Raw genomic sequence first — 22,379 nt, forward strand, 5'->3', positions numbered from 1 at the left:
TGCGATACTTTCGCGCTATGTCTGCGTTCGATGATCTGTTCAGCCGGCACGTGCTCACGGCGATGGCCAGGCAATTCGCGCTCGCCGATGTGATCGGGGAGCGGGACTGGGCGGTCGACCTCGGCGCCGGGTCGGTGACCTTCGGCAACGACCTGCGCTTCCCGATCCAGCTGCTGGGCAGCGAGAGCCAGGGCGACAACACGTGGCTGTGGGCCTGGGCCAACGAGGCGAGCAACCTGCCGCCCGCGCTCATCCACCTGTGCACGTGGATGCGCGACTACGGGCGGAGCCAGGGGATCGCCGAGCTGACCGACCGGACGTTTCCCCTCTCGCGCGCGGACGGCCACCGCTTGGCGTTGCTCGCGTCGGGGCTGACCGGCCGGCCGTACTACCGGGGCCCGTACGAGGGTGGCGCCCTGTTCTTCCACCTCGAAGGGGTGCCGCCGCAGGAGCTCCAGCCCGAGCGTGCTCTCACGGTGATCAGCCAGACCATCTCGGCGTTCCCGTTCGACCACCGTACGGGTGTGACGGCGTTCTTCGAGCAACAGGGCTGGCCCTTCGCGGACGGCGTCGCCCACCACCCGTCCGGCGCCACGATGAACGTCTCCTTCGACGACCTGGGCCGCATCTCCCAGCTCAACGGCTCGATCCCACCCCGCGGCTGAGCCCCCTGCGCCTGCCCGGCCTGCGCCTGCCCGGCCTGCGCCTGCCCGGCCTGCGCCTGCCCGGCCTGCGCCTGCCTGGCCTGCGCCTGCCCGCCCCGCGCGTGCTCGCCCTGCGGCTGAGCCTGCCGGTTCGCCTGCCCGGGCCATCACGTGGGAAGGGTGGAGTCGGCGAGCTCGCGGTTGGCCAGCATCGGGAGCAGCAGGGCCGTGGGGGAGTCGGGTGGGGTGGTGTAGACGATCAGGTGCTGGTCGGGGTCGTGCGGGGCGATGATGTGCTCGATGTCGAAATGCAGGTGGCCCAGGTCGGGGTGGGCGATCTGCTTCGCGGCCGAGGTGTAGTCGCCGACCTTCTGGTCCTGCCACCAGCGGTCGACCTTCGGGTCGCTGCGGCGCAGGGCGGCGATCTCGGCGTGCAGGAGGCTGTCGTGCGGATGGCAGCCCGCCTCGCGGCGCATGCCGGCCACCGCGGCCTGGGCGAAGACCTCCCAGTTGACGATGCGCATCTGGGCCAGGGGGTCGCGGAACAGGTAGCGGACGAACGAGTCGCCGATCTCGAACTCGCGGCCCAGGACGGCGCCGAGCAGGGCCGTGCGGGCCAGGACGGCGCTGCGGCGGCCCAGCAGCAGCACCGGCAGGTGGTCGAGCGCGGTCATCACCCGTAACAAGCCGGGGTCGGCGCGCTGCCGGGTCGAGGCGTCACTGCCGCGGCGACCGGCGGGGGCGGCCAGGTCGCGCAGATGGGCGCATTCGATGTCGTCGAGCTGGAGCGCGCGGGACAGCGCGGCGAGCACCTCGGCCGAGATGTTGGCCTGGCGGCCCTGCTCGATGCGCGTGTAGTAATCGACGCTCAGGCCGGCGAGCATGGCCAGCTCCTCACGGCGTAGGCCGGGCACGCGTCGTGCCCCGGGGAACGGCTGGACCCCCGCCTGGGCCGGCTTGAGCCGATCACGGCGGGAGCGGAGGAACTCGGCGAGGGCGACGCGGTTGGCAGGCATGCGTCAGATATAGCGCGCCGCGGCGGCCCGAGGGTGGTCATGCCATGACCTGGTTCGGCGCGGCCCGCAGTCGTACAAATGTGCCCATGACTGATGCGACAGCAATCGTGACCGGTGCGACCAGCGGGATCGGCGAGGCGATCGCCCGCGAGCTGGCGGCCCGCGGCTTCCACGTCGTGGTGGCCGGGCGTGACAAGAGCAAGGGCGACACGATCGTCGCCGAGATCCGATCGGGCGGCGGCCGGGCCGATTTCGTGCCGGCTGACCTGGGCGGTTCCTACGCGGCAATGCGGTCGTTCGCGGCCGAGGCCACCGAGGCGCTCGGCGGCCGGGTCGACGTGCTGGTCAACAACGCCGGCATCTATCCGGTCACCGAGACCGCGGCCCTGCCCGACGCCGACCTCGACGCGATGCTCGCCGTCAACGTCCGCGCCCCGCACGTGCTGGTGGGCGAGCTCGCGCCGGCGATGGCGGCCCGGGGCGAGGGCGCCATCGTCACGATCGGCTCCTGGATGGCGTCCGTGGGCAGCGCCTTCGGCGCGATGTATACGGCGACCAAGGCCGCCGACGAGCAGTTGACGCGCTCATGGGCGGCCGAGTTCGGTCCCCAGGGGGTCCGGGTCAACGCGGTCGCCCCCGGCATCACGGCCACGCCGGGCAATGCCCACGCCCGTGAGGTCACCGAGGCGATGGCCGCCCGGACGCCGGCGAAGGTCCCGGTGCAGCCCCGAGACATCGCCCACGCGGTCGCGTTCCTGGTCTCCGACGAGGCCCGCATGATTCACGGCACCACGCTCTACGTCGACGGAGGGATCACCACGACTCAGATCGCACAGGGTTAGGACGTTTTCGGTATGTCCGGAAAGCATCGACGATCATCGCTTGATGGCTAGGGTCGGGGCCAGGAAATCCCCCCGAACCCCCGCAGGAGGGCATCGATGCTGCTTCGACGGTTGGCGGCCGCGTTCATCGCGGTTGTCGCGCTGGCCGGCGTTCAGGTCGCCGGCGCATCCCCGGCTCAGGCCGCGCCGCGCGTGCTGTATTACGACGCCAGTCAGGCGCAGGAATTCATCGCCGTGGTCAATCAGGGTGCGCAGATCTGGAACAGCCGGGCGACAAATGTGCGGCTCGAGCCGGTCACGGCCGGGCGTACGCCGAACATCCGGATCTACGCCGACAACGGCTGGCCGCGCGCGCAGACCACCTCGCTCGGCAACGGCCGCGTGTGGATGGGCCGGCAGGCGGTCGACCAGGGCTATTACCCGCCGCGGATCGCCGCCCACGAGCTCGGGCACATCCTCGGGCTGCCCGACCGGCGCACGGGCCTGTGCGCCGACCTGATGTCGGGCAGCAGTGCGCCGGTCTCGTGCACGAACTCGTACCCGAACGCCCGCGAACTGGCCACGGTCGAGGCCAACTTCCGCTCGACGGCGGCAGTGGCCCCGCGGACGTACGTCTGGCAGCCGGCCCTCGCCGGGGCGGCGAGCTAGCAGGGTTGTCGTGCCGGCGGGCCGAACAAGGGCCCGTCGGCACGGCGAAGGCTCGTGGGGGCTGATCAGGTCGGGGATGTGCCGGTCAGGAAACGCTCCAGGATCTGGGTGAATTGCTCCGGCTGCTCCTCGGCCGGGTAGTGGCCGCAGTCGTCGATGACGGCCTCGGTGACGTCGTCGGCGACCTGGCGCATCGTGTCGGCGACCATGGGGCCGCTGTACAGGGCGCCGCCGACTGCGAGCACCGGGAGCTTCAGGCGCCTGGTCTTGCGCCTTTCGTTCTGGGTGATGGTGTCGTCGAGCGCTCGGTAGTACTCGAAGCTTGCTCGCAGGCCGTCCGGGTCCGCGGTGATGGCGTTGACGTAGACGTCCACGGCGTCCGAGGGGATCGCGGTCGGGGTGGCGCCCTTGACGGCGAACTGGTGGCCGAAGAACAGCCGTTCCCGGCCGCGGACCAGTTGCTCGTTGAGGCCGCTGAGGCGGTTGAAGCCGAAGTGCCAAAGCCGTTGGTTGGCCGCGGCCGGGGCGAAGACCGACGGGGCTGGAGTGACACCGGGAATCACGGCGTCGACCACGGCGAGCCGGCCGACCCGTTCGGGGTGGTCGGCGGCGAGGGCGTATCCGGTCCACATGCCGATGTCGTGGCCGACCACGTCGAACCGGTCGTGCCCGAGCTCGGTCATCAAGGCGGCCAGGTCGGCGGCCAGGGTGCCGGCGTCATAGCCGCTGTCGGGCTTGTCGGAGAGGCCGGCCCCGCGTGAGTCGACGGCGACGACGGTGTGCCGGCGAGCGAGCGCGGGCATGACCTTCCGCCAGGCGTACCAGATCTGGGGCCATCCGTTGATCAGCAGCAACGGCGGGCCGTCCCCGCCGGTGACCGCGTGCAGCCGCAGCCCGTTCAGATCCACCAGTCGGCTCGTGAAGTTCTCGGGGAGTGTCAACGAAGTCATGCCAGGGAGCATACGCATCTTGGAACGATCAGTACAAGATAGTTGGAACGATTGGTACAAGACGAGTAGGCTGACCGACCATGGCGGGACGCAAGCAGTTCGACGTGGATGAGGCGCTCCGGGGGGCGATGCTCGTCTTCTGGCGCTGGGGCTATTCGGAGGCGTCGATCGACCGGCTGACCGAGGGCACGGGCCTGGGCCGGGGCTCGCTCTACGGCACGTTCGGCGACAAGAGCGCGCTCTTCCGTAAGAGCCTCGAGCGGTATGCGCAGACGTACCATCCGCTGTACGAACAGGCGCTGTCCGGCCCCCATTCGAGCCCGGGCGCTGTCGTGGCGGCGTACCTGGGGGTCACTCTGAACCGCATCGCCGACCCGGATGTCCCGGACGGGTGCCTGCTCACGATGTCGGCCGCGCAGCTCCCGGCCCTCGACGCGGAGGGGCAGGCGATGGTTCGCGCCATGATCGCCACCCTGCGGGGGATGCTGGAGCAGGCGTTGCGGGCGGCCGGGGCCGGGGAGCGGGAGGCGGCGGAGTTGGCGTTGTGCACGTTGGCGACGAACAAATCGCTGGCAGTGCTGAGCCGCGCCGGCTTCTCGGGAGAAGAGCTTTCAACCGTCGCCGCAGTAGCAGCCCGCTAAGAAAAGCCGCCCATGAGAAGCAGCCGCCTGCGACGAGGGGGTGCGCGCGAAGAGGGTGCGCGCGAAGAGGGGGTGCGCGCGAGGAGGGGGTGCGCGCGAAGAGGGGTGCGTGCGACGAGGGGGTGCGCGCGAAGAGGGTGCGCGCGAAGAGGGGGTGCGCGCGAGGAGGGGGTGCGCGCGAGGAGGGGGTGCGCGCGAAGAAGGGGCGCGTGCGAAGAAGGGGCGCGCGCGAAGAAGGGGTGCGCGCGAAGAAGGGGCGCGCGCGACGAGGGGGTGCGCGCGAGGAGGGGGTGCGCGCGACGAGGGGGTGCGCGCGAAAAGAAGGTGCCCGGTAAGGGGCAGAGAATGCGGCCGCGGGGAAGTCAGGCGGCTCGGACCAGGTGGGGCTCGAACAGGTGGGACGTGGCCGGGCCGGTGTGGGTGAGTTGGGCCAGCAGGGTTTCGGCGGCGGTGCGGGCCATGGCGTCGACCGGGATCGCCACGTGGTCCAGCGGCGATTCCAGCTGGCGGGCGATCGCCGACGGGCAGATCGGCACCACGGCGACGTCGGTGCGGTGCTGGCGGCGCAGCAGGCCCAGCAAAGGCGGCAGGGCGGCCTCGTGCTGCACGACCACGCCGGTCAGGGTGCCGAGCTGGTCGGAGACGGCGGCCAGCCAGGCCTCGACGCCGGGCCAGGTGGGCTCGCAGACGCGGATGACCGGGGACGGGCCCGCGGCCGCGGTGAAACCGTCGACGGCGTGCCGGGCGTAGCCCTTGCCGGGCGGGCCGACCAGCTCGGGCGGTGACATCAGGGCGACGCCGCCGGTGCCGTGGGCGGCGAGGTGACGTACGGCCAATTGGGCTGCCGCGGCGAAATCGAGGTCGATGCAGGGCAGCGAGGTGCCCTGCGGCGTGCCCAGCACCACCGCCGGCACGCCTGCCTCCTCGAGGAGCTGGGCCCGGCGGTCGGTCTCGTCGGTGTCCATCAGGATCACGCCGTCGACCAGGCGGGAGTCGATCACCCGGTGCAGGCCGGCGCGACCCTCGCGGGGGTCGAGCAGCAGCACGTCGTGGTCGTGGCCGCGGGCCACTTCCATGATCGTGTGGATGAACTGGTGGATGATGGCTGCCGTCAGGTCCTCGCAGCGCGGCGCGACCAGGCCGATCGTGCGGGTGCGGCCCCCGGCGAGGGCCCCGGCGGCGGCGTTCGGCGCATAACCCAGCTCCCGTACGGCCTGCAGCACCCGCGCCCGGGTCTCGGCGGAGATCGACCGGCGCCCGGACAGCACGTAGGACACGGTGCTCGCGGAGACCCCCGCGGCCCGCGCGACGTCAGCGATGCGCGCCATAGACGGATGTTAGCCGGACGGCGGCGCTCAGCGATCGGGGGAAGTTGCCGATGAGGGGGTATGCGCGGCCTGCGGGAGTGGTGGCGTTCGGCGGTGGTGCCCCTGGTGGTGTGGCTGCTGCTGGTCGTCGTGGGCTCCGGCGTGCTCCTGTGGCAGCAGAACGACAGCCGGCAGGCCGTCGCGGAGCGGTTCGAGCACGGGGTCGGCACGCTCGGCGACTTCATGACGGGGGTCGCGACCGAGGTCCTCACGCGGGAGAAGATCCAGGCTCAGGCATCGCTGGCCGACCCGGTCGTGGCCGCCCGCGACTTCGAGCGAGCCGTGGCCGGCTTCGGCTATCCGTCGGCGCTGCTGCTCGACTCGCAGGGCCGGGTGCTGCACGTCAGCCCGGCCGACCCGAAGATCGTCGGCACCGACATCGCCGTGCGGTACGCGCACCTGCGGGAGGCGCTGCAGGGCCGCCCGGCGGTCTCCGGTGTCGTCGACTCGGCGGCCGCGCAGATCCCCGTCGTCGCGTTCGCCGTGCCGTTCGAGACCGGGCAGGGCCGGCGGGTCTTCTCGGGGGCCGTGCCGATCCGGGCCAGCCCCCTGGCCACGTATTTCACCAGCGCGCTGTCGCTGACCGGGGCCCGCGTGCAGCTGGTCGACACGAGCGGCAACATCGTCGCCGGGACCGAGGCGTTCACCACCAGCACGCCCACGCTGGCCGAGGAGGACGAGCCGCTCGCGGCGGCCCTGACTCAGGACCGGGAAGGCCGTTACCTCGACGAGGGCCATTGGTGGCGCTACTCGTCGGTCGCCGTCAAGGACACCCCGTGGCGGCTGTCCGCGACCGTCAGCGAGGACGTGCTCTTCGGCCAGCTGCACAACACCGAGTACGCCGGGCTGGCCGCCCTCGGCGGGGCCGCGCTGGTCGGCCTGGCCGTCGTGGTCGCCGTCGGCCGGGCCCGGAGCAGCCGCCGCGAGCTGCTGCTGAGCGAGCGCCGCTTCCGCAAGGTGTTCGAGACGTCCCGGATCGGCATGGTGCTCACCGACCCGCAGGGGCGCTGCCTGCGCCTCAACCCGGCCAGCAGTCAGATCTTCGGGCTGGCCGAGGACGACCTGCTGGACAAGAGCCTGATCGACTACACCCATCCCGACGACGCCGGCCTGACCGACGGCCCGGTCCGCGACTGTGTGGCCGGTCGCACCGACGGCTTCGACCTCGACAAACGCTATCTGCGGGCCGACGGCCAGGTGGTCGAGGCGTCGATCACGGCCGCGGTGATCCGCGACGAGGAGGAGCGCCCGCTCTACTTCGCCACCCAGATCATCGACGTCACCGAGCGCAACACCCTCGAGCGGGAGCGGGCCCGCGCGCTGGCCGAGCTGGCCGACCGCGCCGAGCAGCTGCAGGACGCGAACACGCACCTGGCCGACGTGATGGCCATGCTCAGCCACGACGTCCGCCAGCCGCTCGCCAAGATCGTCGGGCTGGGCGGGCTGGTCGTGGAGGAGTGGGCGGGCCTGCCCGAGCACACAAAGGTCAACTACGTGCAGCGGATGACGGCGGCCGGGCACCGGGCCAACGACCTGGTCACCGACATCCTCATGCTGGCCCAGTTCGACGCGGGGGCGATGATGGCCCGGCCCGTACGGCTCGACGTGTCCCACGCCGTACGGGAAGCGGTTTCGGCCTTCCACCTCAGCTCGGGCACCCCGATCTCGGTCATCGCCCCGGACGAGACCACCGGCCTGGCCGACCCCGGTCAGCTGCAGCTCATCCTGGGCAACCTGATGACCAACGCCAGCAAGTACGGCCGGCCGCCGATCGTGGTGACCGTGGCCAACACGGGCGAACTGGTCGCGATCAGTGTGGCCGACCACGGCGAGGGGGTGCCCGCCGAGTTCGTGCCGCACCTGTTCGACCGGTTCGCCCGCGCCGGCTCCGGGGTGGCCACGACCACCGCCGGTACGGGGCTGGGCCTCTATCTGGTGCGTCAGCTGGCCCAGGCCGGCGGGCTCGACGTGTCGTACGAGCCCAACCAGCCCAACGGCGCGGTGTTCACCGTCACCGTCCCGCGCACCTCACCCACGTCCCGGATGTGGGATTCCGAGACGGTCAAAGCCGGCTGAACTCCTCGTCCGTCAGCTCGAGATCGCCCGCGGCCAGGTTCTCCTCGAGGTGGGCGACCGACGAGGTGCCCGGGATCGGCAGCATCACCGGCGAGCGGCGCAGCAGCCAGGCGAGCGCGAGCTGGTTGAGCGACACCCCGTGCCGGGCGGCCGTCTCGGCGAAGGCGGGGTCGGCCATGCCCGTACCGGCCAGGGGGTACCACGGCAGGAAGGCGATCTTCTGCTGCTCCGCGTAGTCGACGACGTCGTTCGCGGCGCGGTTGGTGAGGTTGTAGAGGTTCTGCACCGAGGCGATCGGCGTGACGGCCTGGGCCGCCTTGATCTGCTCGACGGTGACCTCGGACAGCCCGATGTGCCGCACCTTGCCCTCGCGGCGCAGGTCGGCCAGCGTGCCCACCTGGTCCTCGATCGGCACCTCGGGGTCGACCCGGTGCAGCTGCAGCAGGTCGATCCGCTCCAGGCCGAGCGTGCGCAGGCTCAGCTCGGTCTGCTGGCGCAGATAGGCGGGACGGCCGACCGGCACCCACTCGCCGGGCGCGGGCCGGGTCACGCCGACCTTGGTCGCGATCACCACGTTCTCGGGGTAGGGGTGAATGGCGCGCCGGATCAATTCGTCGGTCACAAGCGGCCCGTACGCGTCGGCGGTGTCGATGAGCGTGACGCCGAGCTCGACGGCCCGGCGCAGCACGGTGACGGCGTTGTCCTGGTCGGCCGGGTAGCCGAAGAACCCGGGACCGGTGAGCTGCATGACGCCGTAACCGAGACGGCCGACGGTCAGGTCGCCGCCGATGGTGAAAGTTGACATGCCCCCACCCTGCGGCGGCCGATCGGGGCCGCCCAGACCCGGCGTTTCCTACCCCTGGCAGGATCAGGAAACCCGGCCCGGCCCGGCGCATACTTGCGGCATGACCACCTCGAAGATCGCCGGCACGCTCGGCGAGTTCCTGCAGGCGCATCGGGCCCGTGTCACGCCCGCGCAGGCCGGCCTGAGCCGGTACGGGGACCGGCGGCGCGTCGAGGGCCTGCGGCGCGAGGAGCTGGCGCTGCTGGCCGGGGTCAGCTCGTCGTACTACACGCGGCTCGAGCAGGGCCAGTCCCGCCACGCCTCCCCGCAGGTGCTCGACGCGCTGGCCGCCGCGCTGCGCCTGGACGACACCGAGCGCCTGCACCTGCACAGCCTGGCCGCCGACGGCACCGGCCCCCGCCGCATCCGCCGCCCTGCGGTCGAGAAGCCGGAGCCGGGCCTGCTGGAGCTGATGCACGCGATCGGCCCGGTGCCCGCGATGATCGTCGGCGCCCGCAAGGACGTGCTGGCCTGGAACCCGCTCGGCCACGCCCTGCTCGCCGGTCACCTGCCCGCCGACGCCCCGGCCAGCCCGGCCACCCGCCCCAACATCGCCAAGCTGGTCTTCCTCGACCCCGAGCTGCGCGAGCTGTTCGTCGACTGGCAGACCAAGGCCCGCGCCGACGTCGGCTGCCTGCGCCTGTTCGCCGGCCGCTTCCCCGACGACCCGGCCCTGGCCGAGCTGGTCGGTGCCCTGGCCGTGGGCAGCCCCGACTTCGCCGCCATGTGGGCCGACCACCGCGTCACGACGTGCGCCTCGTCCCCGCACGAGCTGCGGCACCCGCTGGTCGGCCACCTCACCCTGACCGAGCAGGCCCTGAGCACGGCCGACACGATCGGCCAGCGCCTGGTCACCTACACCGCCGCCGCCGGCTCCCCGTCCGCCGAGGCCCTCACCCTGCTCGCCCACCTGGCCGGCGACGCTAGGGGGTCCGCAACCCGGGCTTCCCGTCGAGAATCACAAACGATTTGACCGTACGGGCGGGGGCGTCGCGGCGGGTGACGGTGTCGAGGGCGCGGAAGTCGGCGCGGAGGCGGTCGCGGGCGATCGTGGTGCGGACGTAGCCCCGGCGGTCGGAATAGAACTTGAGGTGGGGGTTCGTGGCGGCCAGGGGCACCGCGGTGGTGGGGGTGCCGTCGCCGCGGGAGGTGATCGACGTGCAGACCAGCTCGGTTCCGACCGTACGGGAGCTCGGGTCTTTGTAGTTCGCCTTGAGCTCGTTGGCCCAGGCCTGGTGGATGTCGCCGGTCAGCACGACGGGGTTGCGGACCTTGCGGTCGGTCCAGCCCTGCTGCAGGCGGGCGCGGGAGGCGCGATAGCCGTCCCAGTAGTCCATGGTTCCCGCGCCCCGGGCGTCGAGGTGCTGGGCGAAGAACACCTGCTGGCCGAGCACGTCCCAGGTCGCCTCGTGTTTGGCCAGGCCGTCGAGCAGCCATTTCTCCTGCGCCTGGCCGGTGATGGTGCGACCGGGCCGATCCGCGTCGGGGCAGTTCGTGAAGGCGCCGCCGCAGGCCTGCGGGTCACGGAACTGGCGGGTGTCGAGCATGTGGAAGGTGGCCAGCCTGCCCCACCGGATCCGGCGGTAGACACGCATGCTGGTGCCGAACGGGGCGGCGCTCGGACGCAGCGGCAGATGCTCGTAGTAGGCGCGATACGCGGCGGTGTGCCGGGCCGTCCACTGAGCTTGGGTCAGCGGGGGAATGTTGTCGAGCCGATGGGTCCCGGCGTAGTCGTTCTCGACGTCGTGATCGTCCGGCACGACCAGCCACGGCGCGACGGCGTGGGCGGCCTGCAGATCCGGATCCACCTTGTACTGCCCGTACCGGCGCCGGTAGTCCGCCAGCGTCAGAACCTCGGGACCGAGATGCTGCCGCGGGCGCTCCGGACTGGGCGCACCCTCGTAGATGTAGTCGCCCAGATGCAGGATCAGCCCCGGATTCTCCTCGGCCATGCGCCGGTACGCCGTGAAGAAGCCGTGCTCGAAGTTCGCGCACGAGGCGAACAGCATCGTCAGGTCGCGTCCCGTCGCGTTCACGGCCGGTGTCGTGCGGGTGCGGCCGACGGGGGAGATGTGACCCTGCGTACGGAACCGGTAGAAGTAGTCGGCGTCCGGGGCGAGCCCGCCCGCGACGACGTGCACGGAATGCGCGTCGGCGTGGCGAGCGGTCACGGTCCCGTACGCGAGGGGCTTGGCGAACGAGTCGGTGGCCGACACCTGCCAGTCGACGGCCACGTCGGCGCGAGACATGCCGCCCTGCCCGTCCTCGGCCAGCGGCACGGGGGCCAGCCGCGTCCACAGCACCACGCTGTCGTGGGCCGGCTCACCGGAGGCGACGCCGAGCGTGAAGGGGTAGGCGGGGGCGGGCGGCGCGACCACGGCGCCGAGACTGCCCAGGACGAACGTGCGGCGACTGACCTTGGTCACCGGGCCAGCCAACTACGGCTCGCCGCCGGCCGGGGCGGGGATGCGCGCCGCTACCTCGAACGGGGCAACATTCGTCACTAGGCTGCCATTGATGAACATCCTGGCCATCGATCAGGGCACGTCCGGGACCAAGGCGGTCGTCACCGGCGAGAACGGATCGGTCCTGGCGACGGCGTTCGAACCGGTGCACCCGGTCTACCTGGACGGCGGTGGGGCCGAACAGGACCCGCGGGAGCTGCTCGGCTCGGTGCTCGGGGCCGGTCGGCGGGCCGTCGCGGCGGCCGGGGTGCCCCTGGCCGCGGTCGCGCTGGCGAACCAGGGGGAAACCGTTCTCGCGTGGGACCGGCGTACGGGAGAACCGCTCGGAACGGCGATCGTCTGGCAGGACCGCCGGGCGCAAACCGTCTGCGACCGGCGATCCGGCTCGGCGCGGCGGGTGGCCGAGCTGACCGGGCTCGTCCTCGACCCGTACTTCTCGGCGCCGAAGATGCGCTGGCTGCGCGAGCAACGCACGAGCGAGGGCGTGGTCACCACCACCGACACCTGGCTCGTGCACCGGCTGTGCGGCGCGTTCGTCACCGACGCGGCCACGGCGAGCCGGTCGCTGCTGCTCGACCTCGACGCGGTGACGTGGAGCGGGGAGCTGCTCGACCTGTTCGGGCTGGGCGGCGAGGAACTGCCGGCGATCGTGGCCGGCGACGAGATCGTGGGGACGACCTCGGCGTTCGGCGGCTCGGTGCCGGTGACCGGGCTGATCGTCGACCAGCAGGCCGCGTTGCTCGCCGAGAACTGTCTCGATGCGGGGACGGCCAAATGCACGTACGGGACCGGGGCTTTTCTGCTGGCCCAGCTCGGCTCGGCGGCGGCGCGCTCGGGGTGCGGGCTGGCCACCTCGATCGCGTGGCGGCTGCGGGGCTCGACGAACTATTGCGTGGACGGGCAGGTCTACACGGCGGGAGCGGCCGTGCGGTGGCTGGGTGAGCTGGGCCTGATCGGCGGGGCTGATCAGCTCGACACGGTGGCCGCCGCCGATGCGGGCGGGGTGCTGTGCGTGCCCGCGCTGGCCGGGCTGGCCGCGCCCTGGTGGGATCCGGCGGCGGGCGCCTCGCTGACCGGCATGACGCTCAGCACCGGACGCGGCGAGCTCGTGCGGGCGGTCCTCGACGGGATCGCGGCCCAGGTCGCCGCGCTGATCACGCTGACCGGGGACGACCTCGGGACCCCGCTGACCCGGCTGCGGGTGGACGGGGGACTGACCCGTTCGCGGGTGCTCATGCAGGCCCAGGCCGATCTGGCGCAGCTGCCCGTCGAGGTTTATCCGTCGCCGCACGCGACTGCTCTCGGGGCGGCCGCGTGCGCCCGGGTGGCGCTCGACCCGGCCGTGTCGATCGCCGACGTCGTGGGTGGCTGGTCACCGGTCGCCACCTATGAGCCGGTCTGGCCGGCCGAGCGGGCCGCCGACTACCTGGCCCGCTGGCACGCCGTCCTCGGCTCGTGATCGCCCGGCGTCAGCGGGACAGGGGCGTCGGGCTCTCCACCCGGGACAGCTTCTGCGGGTTGCGCACGTAGTAGAGCGCGGCGATCCGGCCGCCGTCGAGATGGGCCGTGAGCACCCCGTCGAGTTCGCCGCCGAGGCTGATGACCAGCGCCGGGCTGCCGTTGATGGTGGTCGGCCCGACGGTGAGGCGATGCGCGTCCCGGCCGTAGCCGCCGCGCATGAAGCGGGCCACCCGGTCCGCGCTCACGACCGGCCGGGGCATGGCCTGCTTGAAGCCGCCGCCGTCGGCGATCAGCACGACGTCGGGCGCGAGCACGTCGAGGAGCCCCCGCAGATCCCCGGTCTCGAGGGCCCGCCGGAACGAGTCGAGGGCGGCGCGCGTCTCGGCCGCGGTGACCGCCTCGCGCGGCCGGCGAGCGTCCACATGTTTGCGCGCGCGATGAGCGATCTGGCGTACGGCGGCCGGGGTCTTGTCGACCGCCTCGGCGATCTCGTCATAGCCGACGTCGAACGCCTCACGCAGCACGAACACCGCGCGCTCGGTCGGCGACAACGTCTCCAGCACGAGCATGAGCGCCATCGAGACGCTTTCGGCCAGCTCCACGTCCTCGGCCACGTCCGGCGTGGTGAGCAGGGGTTCCGGCAGCCACGAGCCCACGTACGCCTCCCGCCGGCGCCGCACCGTGCGCAGCCGGTTCAGCGCCTGCCGCGTGGTGATGCGCACCAGAAAAGCCCGAGGATCCCGTACGGCCGGGAACTCGACTTTGATCCACTGCAGCCACGTCTCCTGCAGCGCATCCTCGGCGTCGGCGGCCGAACCGAGCATCTCGTACGCGACAGTGAAGAGCAGATTCCGATGCGCGACAAAACTGTCGGTGTGCGCGTCGCTCATGCCGGGGACCTGCCACCGGTGCGGGCCATACTCATCCGGGTCCTCCTCGTCGTAGACCCCCTTCAGTCACCGCCACTCGCAGCCGTGTGACAGTCCCTTTTACGTGGAGAGCACGACCAGGAACGCGGTCACGGCAAGCGCCCACACCCCAGCGGTCGTGATCAGAAGCCAGACCGCGGCGTGCAGCAACGCGAGGCTCTGTCCGCCTTTGCGCCACCCTATGATCGCGCCTGCCGATGCTCCGGCGAGCGGTGTGAGCAGCAGGAGGGCGGAGTTGTCGCCGAGAGTTCGGTAACCCTGGTAGGAGAGGTATCCATAGAGGACCAGGCCGATGGCCCAGTAGGTGCGCGCAGCTGAGCGAACTTGCTCATCCGTCCGCTTCATGCCCGCACGGTAACTACGCCTAGCAAAGCGGCCACTGAGTCCGCGGCCGCCTCGCAGCCATCACGGATTCGCTGTGCACTTCGCGCCCGTGCTGTTCGCGTCCGCACTGCCTCCGCACCGCCCTCGCGCACGTGTCCGCACCTCCCTCGCGCCCGCGGCCCGCCCGCGGCCCTCGGCTTCCTCGAGGCTGCGCGCGGCGGCAAGTCAGCAAGTGTTGACTCTGGCTACATGATCAAGTAAACAAGTGATGACTTATGGCGGCGTGGATGGGTGGTCGGTGTGATGACTAAGGCCCTGCTGGTGATGGACGTGCAGGAAGCGGTGGTCGCCCGCTATCCGGACCCGGACTACTTGCCGCGGCTGGCCGGCGCGATCAGCTTCGCGCACGAACGAGCGATGCCGGTCATCTACGTGACCGTCGGGTTCCGGGACGGGGCGCCGGAGGTGAGCGCGAGCAACCGGATGTTCGGGCGGCTCCGGGGGATGCCCGGCCGGCCGAATCCGATCCACCCCGACGTCGCTCCGCGGCCCGGCGACATCGTGGTCGTCAAGCGGCGGGTCAGCGCGTTCACTGGGAGCGACCTCGACGTCGTGCTGCGGGCTCAGGGCGTACGGGAACTGGTGTTGACCGGAATTGCGACCAGTGGCGTCGTGCTGTCGACGCTGCGGGAGGCCGCCGACCGGGACTTCGAGCTGACAGTCCTGGCCGACGGCTGCCTCGACAACGATCCCGAGGTGCATCGGGTCCTGGTCGAGAAGGTGTTTCCCATGCAGGCCGAGGTGACCTCGATCGCTGCGTTTACGGCGTGACCACGCGCCCGCCCAGGGTCACGACCAGGCTGCCGTTCGAGGCGAACGACCACGCCAGGGCGCCGGACATGGTGGAGCAGCGCGAACCGTTCGTTCCGCTCCAGAACTGATTCGAGCTGTCGCTGTTGCCGACGATTTTGTCGTTGGAGCCGCTCGCGAATCGGCACGACGTGTTGCTGCGGAACACCGACGAGCCGCCGTCGAACGAGAAGTTGCGTTCGGTGTTGTCGATGCTGACATTGTTCGAGACGCTCATCGTGCCCAGATTCCGGTTGTACGTGAACCCGTGCTTGCCGTTCTTGTAGGCGATGTTGCGCCGGATCGTGTGGTTCACGCCGATGTCCTCGCCGCCCAGCTTGTAGCCGTTGCGGTCGCCGTTGCCGGCCTGCCCGCCGTTCGAGAGCGTGCCGTTGTTGTAGGCGAGCGAGTCCTCGATGGTGACCGGCCCGATCGGCCCGGTGTCGGTTTTCGTGTACAGATCCCAGCCGTCGTCGATGTTGTTGTGCGACACCGCATAGCGGAACGTGTTGCCGCTGCCGACCGTCAGCTTGGCCGCGAAACCGTCCGCGTCCTCACCGTCGGAGTCGGCGTTGTCGTGCGATTCCGCGCTCAGCACGAGGTTGTTCGCGGGCCAATTGCTCTGCGGCGTGTCGGAGGCGATGCGCGAGATCTGCAGCCCGCTGTCCCGGTTGAAACGCGTGACCGTACGCTCGAAAATGTTGTTGCTGCCGCCCACGAAGATGCCGTTGTCGCCGGCCCGCTCGACCACAATGCCGTACAGGTGCCAGTAGTTTCCGTTCACGGCGAGCCCGCGATTGGCCGGGTCCTCCGATTGCGCGGCGAAGTTCAAGACCGGCACTTCCCCCGCGTACGCGGTGAGCCTCTTGCGAGCACTCGAAGTGCCGTTGTTTCCGGCCGCGATCGTGACCGTCTGCGCGAAGGAGTACGTCCCGCCGCGCAGATAGATCGTGCCGCCCGCCGCCACCCGGGTGATCGCGCTGGCCAGGGTGGTCGGGTTGGCCAGCGAGCCGTCGGCCGACGCGCTGCCGTTCGGGGCGACGTAGAGAGCGCCGCTGGTGGGCGGGGGCGTAGTCGCCGGGGGAGTGGTGGCCGGCGGCGTGGTCGCGGGCGGAGTGGTGGCAGGCGGAGTCGTCGCGGGCGGGGTCGTTGGGGTCGTGCCGCCGGCGTCGTCCACCACCACGTCGTCGAAGCGCCCGGCGGCCGACTCGGTGAGCAGCCCGATCCGCCCGGCCGCGATCGACGTGTCGGTGGCCGACCCGACGCTGGTGCCGTTGACCGTGCCGCTGATCGTGCTCCCGCTGACGTTCAGCCGCAGCGTGTACCAGGTGCTCGTCGAGATCGACTGGCTGAGGCTGCCCAGCACATTGATCGCGCTGCCGTTCATCGCCTCCAGCTGCACGCGGTTGGCGCCGGTCAGCGACAGCCGATACATCTTGGTCGCGCCGGCCGCCCGGGCGGTCAGCGCGACGACGCCGGCGGTGGAGCCGAACGCGGTCGCCTTCACGCGAGCCTGCACCGAATAGTTCGTCCAGCTCGTGTCGCCGGCGAACTGCCGGGCGCGCTCACTGCCGGTGTCGGTTTGCGCGTACGCCTGCGAACCGTCGGAAACGAGCGACCAGCTGCCGCCCGATTTCGACCAGCCGCTCGCGCCCGACTCGAAATTGCTGGAGAACACTGTGGCCGCCTCGGCGGTGGTCACCGAGACGACCAGGCCGGCCGTGACCAGCCCGGCCAGGCCGGCGGCGAGCAAGCCGCGGCGGGTCCGTGGGGAGGGTGACATGAAAGAATCTCCTTGACGCGAATGGACGACGCCATCACGGTCCGGACGCGGATCCTGCAACAATGGGGCCGCTTATTTGCAGTCGTCCAGGACGGGTTGACCGACCTGAAGAATTGCACCGCCCATATACGGCGGTCAATAAAATCCATTTGCAGGTTTGTTGCAGTGCCCTATTACGGGCTATCCGAGCCGAGGACTGCGCGCCGATCCGGCTGACCCGGGCCGCCGCGGCCAACGGCCCGGCCGTCCCCCGGCCTCAGTTCGTGGAGACCGCTTACGCCGTCCGCAGGCCGCACAGCAGGATCTGCAGCCAGCGGTCGCGGGACGGCTTGGGCAGCGAGGCGGGCGCGCCGATCATCATGAGGTAGATGTCGTCGGGGCTGACCGTCTCGCCGAGGTCGCCGTCGCTCCTGGCCGCGTCGACCAGGATCCGCAGGGCGGCCAGGCCGCGCTCTTCCTGTTCCTTGGTGGTGTAGGCGGCGTCGAGGGTCTGCGCGGCTGCCTTCAGGCCCTCGTTGGTGGCGGCCTCGTCCATGAACTCGGTCAGCAGCTGCTCGATCTGAGCCATGGCGTCGCCGGGGCCACCCAGGGCGGTGGCGGCGTTCTCGGCCCGGACGACGATCCACTCCATGAAGCTCATCAGGACGGCTTCGACGAGGTGGGTCTTGGTCGGGTAGTGCCGGTAGAGGGTGCCCACGGCCACCTCGGCCGCCTTGGCGATCTCGTCCATGCCGACGTCCGGGCCGTGGATCGTGATCTGCGCTTTGGCGGCGGCGAGGATTCGCTCCTGGTTACGTCGCGCGTCAGCGCGCATGGACGCCCCTCATCCCATGCTGCGAGAAATGATCCGGTCGAAGCCGCGCTCCGGCAGCACCCGGCGCAACGTTAGCACCGGCCGGGCGTAGTAGCCGGTCACGTACCGGGTGCGGGGCCGGCGCGCCGTGACGCTCGCGCCGATCGTCTTCGCGATGACCGACGGGTCGGAAGCGTTGTCGTGCAGCGGCCCGGTCGTCATGGCCTTGGCGTGGTTCGTGGCGGCTCGGGCGTACGGGCCCCGGCCGGACGTCTCCCGCAGGTGCTCGGCGGCGATCCCCGACCACTCGCTCTTGGTGGAACCGGGCTGGACCACCACGACGTCGATGCCGAACGGGGCCAGATCGATGCGCAGCACGTTGCTCATGCCTTCGAGGGCGAACTTGCTGCCGTGATACCAGGCCCCGAACGGCGTGTGGATTTCTCCGCCGACCGAGGACACGTTGATGATGCGCCCGGACCTCTGCCGCCGCATGACCGGCGTGACGAGCTGGATCAGCCGGATCGCCCCGAACACGTTGACGTCGAACTGGCGCTGGCCCTCGCTCAGGGTCACGTCCTCGACAGCTCCGTACGAGCCGTAGCCAGCGTTGTTGACCAGCACGTCGATGCGGCCCTGCTCGGCCTCGATCGTCGCCACCGCCTGCCGCGCCGACTCCTCGTCGGTGACGTCCAGCGCGAGGGTGCGGATGCCCTTGTCCCGCAGGCCGGCCATGCGGTCGACGCGGCGTGCCCCGGCGTAGACGACATAGCCGAGACGCTGCAGCTCGAGCGCTGTCGCCTCGCCGATGCCGGCCGATGCCCCGGTGACCAGGGCGACCTTGACTGCCATATCCCTCTCCTAAGCTGAGCCGCGGTTCATGTTCGTCTAGCATGAACCACGGTTCATCTTTTGTGCAAGAGGGTGGGCGCCTGCATGTGGCCCTGCTGGGGGGTGCGTAAGAGCGAGCGACGGCGCCGACGTGGCGGATTCGGTGGCCAAGGGTGGGGGCCACCGCACGTCGGCGCCGTCGCAGCGCGGACTGCCGGCCGGAGCCCGGCGGGGACGACACCGGCAGGCCGGGCCTTCGCGGGCCCGGATCGGCGGATTTTGAGGCCCGTCGATGACTTCCATCCTGTGGCGGGCGTCTCGCGAAGTCAACAACTTACGGAAAGATGGCGGTAACTGCTCGGTGTGGCCGCGAGCTTACTGACTGCTCAGGACCGGTGAGCCCCTCGGGTCCTTGGGGGCGGCCAGACCCTCGTACGGGAAAGGGGTTTCAGGTTTTCCGAAAGTTACGGATAATGGTCGGACGTTTGGAGGCCGCCCTCTGATCTTGTCGTGGCACCGATAGGATCGCGTCACCATGTTCGGAGTGCCGCTGTTGGAACAGCATGTTCGACCCGACTTCCGCAAGACGGTGGTGTACGGGCTGGTTGCGCTGGCCGCGCTGATCGTCGGCAGCCAGGTCGGTGACATCAAGTCGGTCGAGTTGCGGGATCGGCTGATCGCGTACGGGTGCGCGGTCGTGGTCGCCGTGGGCGGGATCATGGCCAGCCGCACGGCATCGCGTGAGGTTCATCGCGTCACGCAGATGCGCGCGGGTGACGCGGCAGCCACGCCGCTGCGGCTGCTCGTGCTGCTGGGCGGCTATCTGATCGCCGTGTTCGCGGTGTGCGACCTGCTCGGCGTGGGGCTGCAGCATCTGCTCGTCGGCGGCGCGGTCACCGGCGTGATCCTGGGCCTGGCCGCGCAGCCGGTGCTGAGCAACCTGTTCGCGGGGCTCGTGCTGCTTTTCGCGCGTCCGTACATTCCCGGGCAGCAGGTGCGCGTTCTGTCCGGCGCGATCGGCGGGCCGCATTACGGCACGATCATCTCGGCCGGCCTGCTCTACACGGTGCTCGAGACGTCGGAAGGGCCGCTGAACATTCCGAATTCGGCGCTGCTGGCCTCCGCGGTCGGGCCGTCCGAGGGCGAGCCCGACGATCAGCCGGCCGACCCGGCCGATCCGGTGCCGGCCGATCACGACGCGGCCGCGCTGGCCACCGCCGCCGCCATTGCGGAGACCGCCGACGATGCGAACCGCAAAGACAACGGCGAGTGAACCGGGCTGCTTGATTCCACCGGGCATGCTTGATCTGTGCGACTGATACTGAACGTTCTCTGGTTCATCTTCGGCAGCGGCTTCGTGCTCGCGATCGGTTACGGACTGGCCGCCCTCATCTGTTTCGTGCTGATCGTGACCATCCCGTTCGGGATCGCCTCGCTGCGGCTGGCGGTGTATTCGCTGTGGCCGTTCGGGCGCACGGTGGTCAGCCGCCCCGGGATCGGCGTGGCGTCGGGTCTCGGCAACATCATCTGGGTGGTCGTGGCCGGCTGGTGGCTCGCCCTCACGCACATCGTGGCCGGTATCGCCCTGTGCGTGACCATCATCGGCATCCCGTTCGGCATCGCGAACTTCAAGCTGGTCCCGGTCGCTTTCTGGCCCCTGGGCCGGGAAATCGTCGAGCTGGCCGATTAGTTCCGCCCGGCCCGGCGGTCCTACCCGCATGCGAAACGTTGTGCTCTACACCCTGATGTCCCTCGACGGCGTCGCGGAAAGCCCCGACAATTTCGTCTTCGAGTTCGACGAGCTGATGCACGCCAACCTCGCCGACCTGATCGGCGCGCAGGACACCGTGCTGCTCGGCCGGGCCCAATACGACGAGTGGGCGTCCTACTGGCCGACCTCGGACATGCAGCCGTTCGCCGATTTCATCAACAGCGTTCCCAAGTACGTCTTCACGTCGTCGACGCCGTCCGTGGAATGGGCGAAGACGACAGTCGCGTCGTCGCTCGATGTCGTTCGCGAGCTCAAATCCCAGCCGGGCGGCGACATCGGGGTGCACGGCAGCATCGGCCTGTCCCGCGCACTTCTGGCCGCCGGACTCATCGACCGGATCAGCCTGGTCGTCTACCCGGTCGTCGCGAGCCGCGGGCGCAAGCTGTTCGAGGACGACAAACCGCTCACCAAGCTGCACCTCCTCCGTTCCCGGCCGACCTCCTCGGGTGGCCTCCTGCTCGACTACGAGGTGCGCCGGTAGCCACCCGTCACCCGCAATCGTCACCACCGGGGCGCCCGCGCCGCGCCTCGGTGGGGCAAAAGCGTGCGGCTCGAACGATCGCCGAGGCCAGGTGCTCGGGTTGGCGCCGACGATAGCGAGCTCACCTCGTGATCGCTCCTGCCCTGATCGGCTCCTGTGGATAACTCGGAATTGTGGATAACCGTCGAAGCCGTCCCGCCGTGGCGTAGCGTCCACACCCGAAAAATCAAAGCCCCCAGGGTGGGGGGTCTCGGGGGAGGGTCCTATTGGGACTCCAAGGTCAATTCACGGGGGTTCATATGGCTGCGAAGTACGTCGTGTTGCAAGAGGCTGGTGACGGCGCATGGCGGCTCATCGGCGAGGTGAACCGACGGCCTGGCATGCCGGCGCGTAAGGGCCGCGGGCAAGCTGTCGAGGACCTGCTCGGTCGTCCGCCGGTTGAGGGTGAGCGCTTCGCCGTTCTCCCGCTCAGCGAGTGGCGGGTCGGCCTCGACTGGTAGCGGGCGTTGAGACGCCGAGCGGCCGCTTACGAGGGTGAGCGGGTGTGGCCCGGGGCGATCGAGGCCTGGACGACCAGGGCCGCCGCGCCGATGGCGGCTGCGTCGCGGGGCTGGGCCGACAGTTCGACCACGACCTCGTGGCGTCGGCGGGCGTGCGCAGTCGCCGCCAAGTGATTCCGCAGCCGGCGGGCATAGATCGATCCCGCCACCGCCATCCCCGGCCCGGTCAGCACCAGCCGGCCGAGGTCGAGCAGGTTGACCGTCGACGTCACGGCCACTGCCAGATATCCCGCCGCCTCGTCGACCAGCGCGAATGCCTCGGCGTCACCGCTCACGGCGGCCCGGGCAAGGGCGTCGTACGCGCTCGGCAGTGACCCGTCCAAGCGCAGGCGGGCGGACAGGCCCGGGTGTTCGCGCGCGGCGGCGACGGTGGCGGCCATGGAGGCGTACCGTTCGACGCAGCCGCGGTTGCCGCAGGGGCACGGCCGCCCGTCGTACGCGATGGAGAGGTGTCCTAGTTCGCCCGCGTCGAAGCTGGCCCCGCGGAACAGCGCGCCCCCGAAGACCAGGCCGGCGCCGATTCCCGTGGACAGGTAGACGCTGCCGAACGCCTGGTCGCGGGACACCCGGCGGGTCCAGAACTCGCCCAGCGCGGCGGCCGCCGAGTCGTTCTCGACCAGCACGGGCAGGCCGAGCTGGGCCGCCAGTTCGACGCCGCGCGACGACGGGACCCGGCCCGCGGGGGCGACGATCGCCAGGCCCTCGATGCGGTCGCGGGGCAGGTCGAGACCGGCCACGAAATCGTCGAAGCGCTGCCCGAAGTCGTCGCTCAGCGGCACCACCTCGCGGCCGACGACGCCGCCGGTGAGGTCGATCGCCACGCACGTCACCGATTCGGGGCCCAGGTGGAAGCCGATGCCGAACCGGTTGGCCGGGTTGATCGCGAGCAGCTTGCGCGGCGCCCCGCGTACGGAGTCGGCGGAGCCGGTCTCGTGGATGACCCCGTCGGCGATGAGGTCGCGCACGATGCCCGAGATGGAGGGCTGGGTCAGGCCGGTGAGCTCGGCCAGCTCGACCCGGCTGACCGCGACGGCCGAGCGGACGACGTCGACGACGAGGGCGCGGCTGCCCGGCCCGGCCGCGGGCGCTTCACGACGTGCCATG

22 protein-coding genes are annotated in these 22,379 nt (G+C 70.7%); 11 read left to right on the forward strand and 11 right to left on the reverse strand.

From position 1 onward, the window contains the following. Nucleotides 1-17 precede the first annotated feature (17 nt). On the forward strand, nucleotides 18-665 hold the full coding sequence (locus JKJ07_RS31395) for a DUF6882 domain-containing protein (protein WP_202995480.1): 648 nt from the start codon (nucleotides 18-20) through the stop codon (nucleotides 663-665). 146 nt (nucleotides 666-811) lie between these two features. On the opposite strand, the gene JKJ07_RS31400 is transcribed toward JKJ07_RS31395, so the two are convergent. After that, nucleotides 812-1,660, reverse strand: coding sequence for a helix-turn-helix domain-containing protein (locus JKJ07_RS31400; RefSeq protein WP_202995481.1), 849 nt, complete (start codon nucleotides 1,658-1,660; stop codon nucleotides 812-814). A gap of 86 nt (nucleotides 1,661-1,746) precedes the next feature. On the opposite strand from JKJ07_RS31400, the gene JKJ07_RS31405 reads away from it, so the two are divergent. Continuing rightward, the gene (locus tag JKJ07_RS31405; RefSeq protein WP_202995482.1) at nucleotides 1,747-2,502 is read left to right on the forward strand and encodes an SDR family NAD(P)-dependent oxidoreductase; all 756 of its coding nucleotides are present in this window, start codon (nucleotides 1,747-1,749) and stop codon (nucleotides 2,500-2,502) included. A gap of 96 nt (nucleotides 2,503-2,598) precedes the next feature. After that, nucleotides 2,599-3,150: a snapalysin family zinc-dependent metalloprotease gene (locus tag JKJ07_RS31410; protein WP_202995483.1), complete on the forward strand. Its 552-nt coding sequence runs from the start codon at nucleotides 2,599-2,601 to the stop codon at nucleotides 3,148-3,150. 65 nt (nucleotides 3,151-3,215) lie between these two features. Here JKJ07_RS31410 and JKJ07_RS31415 read toward each other — a convergent pair whose 3' ends face one another. Beyond that, a complete protein-coding gene (locus JKJ07_RS31415; RefSeq protein WP_236030174.1) occupies nucleotides 3,216-4,100 on the reverse strand; it encodes an alpha/beta fold hydrolase in 885 nt (294 codons plus the stop codon). Between the two features lie 80 nt (nucleotides 4,101-4,180). Between JKJ07_RS31415 and JKJ07_RS51305 the strand changes: the two genes are divergently transcribed. Then, a complete protein-coding gene (locus JKJ07_RS51305) occupies nucleotides 4,181-4,741 on the forward strand; it encodes a TetR/AcrR family transcriptional regulator (RefSeq protein WP_202995484.1) in 561 nt (186 codons plus the stop codon). 362 nt (nucleotides 4,742-5,103) lie between these two features. Here the strand turns inward: JKJ07_RS51305 and JKJ07_RS31425 are convergent, their stop codons facing one another. Further along, entirely contained in the window at nucleotides 5,104-6,069 is a 966-nt protein-coding gene (locus JKJ07_RS31425; RefSeq protein ID WP_202995485.1) for a LacI family DNA-binding transcriptional regulator, read from the reverse strand. Nucleotides 6,070-6,129: 60 nt separating this feature from the next. Here JKJ07_RS31425 and JKJ07_RS31430 point away from each other — a divergent pair, with 60 nt between their 5' ends. Then, nucleotides 6,130-8,184, forward strand: a complete 2,055-nt coding sequence (locus tag JKJ07_RS31430) for a sensor histidine kinase (protein ID WP_202995486.1) — start codon at nucleotides 6,130-6,132, stop codon at nucleotides 8,182-8,184. On the opposite strand, the gene JKJ07_RS31435 is transcribed toward JKJ07_RS31430, so the two are convergent. Further along, nucleotides 8,171-8,989 (reverse strand): aldo/keto reductase, encoded by an 819-nt coding sequence (locus tag JKJ07_RS31435; RefSeq protein ID WP_202995487.1) that lies wholly within the window; start codon nucleotides 8,987-8,989, stop codon nucleotides 8,171-8,173. The genes JKJ07_RS31430 and JKJ07_RS31435 overlap by 14 nt on opposite strands. Nucleotides 8,990-9,089: 100 nt before the next feature. On the opposite strand from JKJ07_RS31435, the gene JKJ07_RS31440 reads away from it, so the two are divergent. Continuing rightward, nucleotides 9,090-10,001, forward strand: coding sequence for a helix-turn-helix domain-containing protein (locus tag JKJ07_RS31440; RefSeq protein WP_202995488.1), 912 nt, complete (start codon nucleotides 9,090-9,092; stop codon nucleotides 9,999-10,001). Here the strand turns inward: JKJ07_RS31440 and JKJ07_RS31445 are convergent. Then, nucleotides 9,952-11,454, reverse strand: coding sequence for an alkaline phosphatase D family protein (locus tag JKJ07_RS31445; protein WP_202995489.1), 1,503 nt, complete (start codon nucleotides 11,452-11,454; stop codon nucleotides 9,952-9,954). The two genes, JKJ07_RS31440 and JKJ07_RS31445, sit on opposite strands and share 50 nt — an antisense overlap. 91 nt (nucleotides 11,455-11,545) lie before the next feature. Here JKJ07_RS31445 and JKJ07_RS31450 point away from each other — a divergent pair, with 91 nt between their 5' ends. Continuing rightward, nucleotides 11,546-12,952 (forward strand): FGGY family carbohydrate kinase, encoded by a 1,407-nt coding sequence (locus JKJ07_RS31450; RefSeq protein ID WP_202995490.1) that lies wholly within the window; start codon nucleotides 11,546-11,548, stop codon nucleotides 12,950-12,952. Between the two features lie 10 nt (nucleotides 12,953-12,962). Here JKJ07_RS31450 and JKJ07_RS31455 read toward each other — a convergent pair whose 3' ends face one another. Next, nucleotides 12,963-13,844, reverse strand: coding sequence for an RNA polymerase sigma-70 factor (locus tag JKJ07_RS31455; protein WP_202995491.1), 882 nt, complete (start codon nucleotides 13,842-13,844; stop codon nucleotides 12,963-12,965). A 99-nt stretch (nucleotides 13,845-13,943) separates the two neighbouring features. After that, nucleotides 13,944-14,228: a hypothetical protein gene (locus tag JKJ07_RS31460; RefSeq protein ID WP_202995492.1), complete on the reverse strand. Its 285-nt coding sequence runs from the start codon at nucleotides 14,226-14,228 to the stop codon at nucleotides 13,944-13,946. A 282-nt stretch (nucleotides 14,229-14,510) separates the two neighbouring features. Between JKJ07_RS31460 and JKJ07_RS31465 the strand changes: the two genes are divergently transcribed. Beyond that, a complete protein-coding gene (locus tag JKJ07_RS31465) occupies nucleotides 14,511-15,038 on the forward strand; it encodes a cysteine hydrolase family protein (protein ID WP_202995493.1) in 528 nt (175 codons plus the stop codon). On the opposite strand, the gene JKJ07_RS31470 is transcribed toward JKJ07_RS31465, so the two are convergent. From JKJ07_RS31470 to JKJ07_RS31480, 3 genes are all read right to left on the reverse strand, one after another. Continuing rightward, nucleotides 15,028-16,839: a right-handed parallel beta-helix repeat-containing protein gene (locus tag JKJ07_RS31470; protein ID WP_202995494.1), complete on the reverse strand. Its 1,812-nt coding sequence runs from the start codon at nucleotides 16,837-16,839 to the stop codon at nucleotides 15,028-15,030. The two genes, JKJ07_RS31465 and JKJ07_RS31470, sit on opposite strands and share 11 nt — an antisense overlap. Before the next feature lie 274 nt (nucleotides 16,840-17,113). After that, nucleotides 17,114-17,653, reverse strand: a complete 540-nt coding sequence (locus tag JKJ07_RS31475) for a TetR/AcrR family transcriptional regulator (RefSeq protein WP_202995495.1) — start codon at nucleotides 17,651-17,653, stop codon at nucleotides 17,114-17,116. A gap of 9 nt (nucleotides 17,654-17,662) precedes the next feature. Continuing rightward, nucleotides 17,663-18,484, reverse strand: coding sequence for an oxidoreductase (locus tag JKJ07_RS31480; protein ID WP_202995496.1), 822 nt, complete (start codon nucleotides 18,482-18,484; stop codon nucleotides 17,663-17,665). Nucleotides 18,485-18,998: 514 nt separating this feature from the next. Between JKJ07_RS31480 and JKJ07_RS31485 the strand changes: the two genes are divergently transcribed. Genes JKJ07_RS31485 through JKJ07_RS31495 form a run of 3 tightly spaced genes read left to right on the forward strand, consistent with a single transcriptional unit; the run spans nucleotide 18,999 to nucleotide 20,715 of the window. After that, on the forward strand, nucleotides 18,999-19,736 hold the full coding sequence (locus JKJ07_RS31485) for a mechanosensitive ion channel domain-containing protein (protein WP_202995497.1): 738 nt from the start codon (nucleotides 18,999-19,001) through the stop codon (nucleotides 19,734-19,736). Between the two features lie 36 nt (nucleotides 19,737-19,772). Then, complete coding sequence (locus tag JKJ07_RS31490) at nucleotides 19,773-20,153, forward strand: YccF domain-containing protein (protein ID WP_202995498.1); 381 nt, start codon at nucleotides 19,773-19,775, stop codon at nucleotides 20,151-20,153. Between the two features lie 28 nt (nucleotides 20,154-20,181). Then, nucleotides 20,182-20,715: a dihydrofolate reductase family protein gene (locus JKJ07_RS31495; protein ID WP_202995499.1), complete on the forward strand. Its 534-nt coding sequence runs from the start codon at nucleotides 20,182-20,184 to the stop codon at nucleotides 20,713-20,715. Nucleotides 20,716-21,241: 526 nt separating this feature from the next. Here the strand turns inward: JKJ07_RS31495 and JKJ07_RS31500 are convergent. Continuing rightward, nucleotides 21,242-22,378: an ROK family protein gene (locus JKJ07_RS31500; protein WP_202995500.1), complete on the reverse strand. Its 1,137-nt coding sequence runs from the start codon at nucleotides 22,376-22,378 to the stop codon at nucleotides 21,242-21,244. Nucleotide 22,379 lies beyond the last annotated feature (1 nt).

The sequence above is a fragment of the Paractinoplanes lichenicola genome, assembly GCF_016785085.1.
Classification (GTDB): Bacteria; Actinomycetota; Actinomycetes; order Mycobacteriales; family Micromonosporaceae; genus Actinoplanes; species Actinoplanes lichenicola.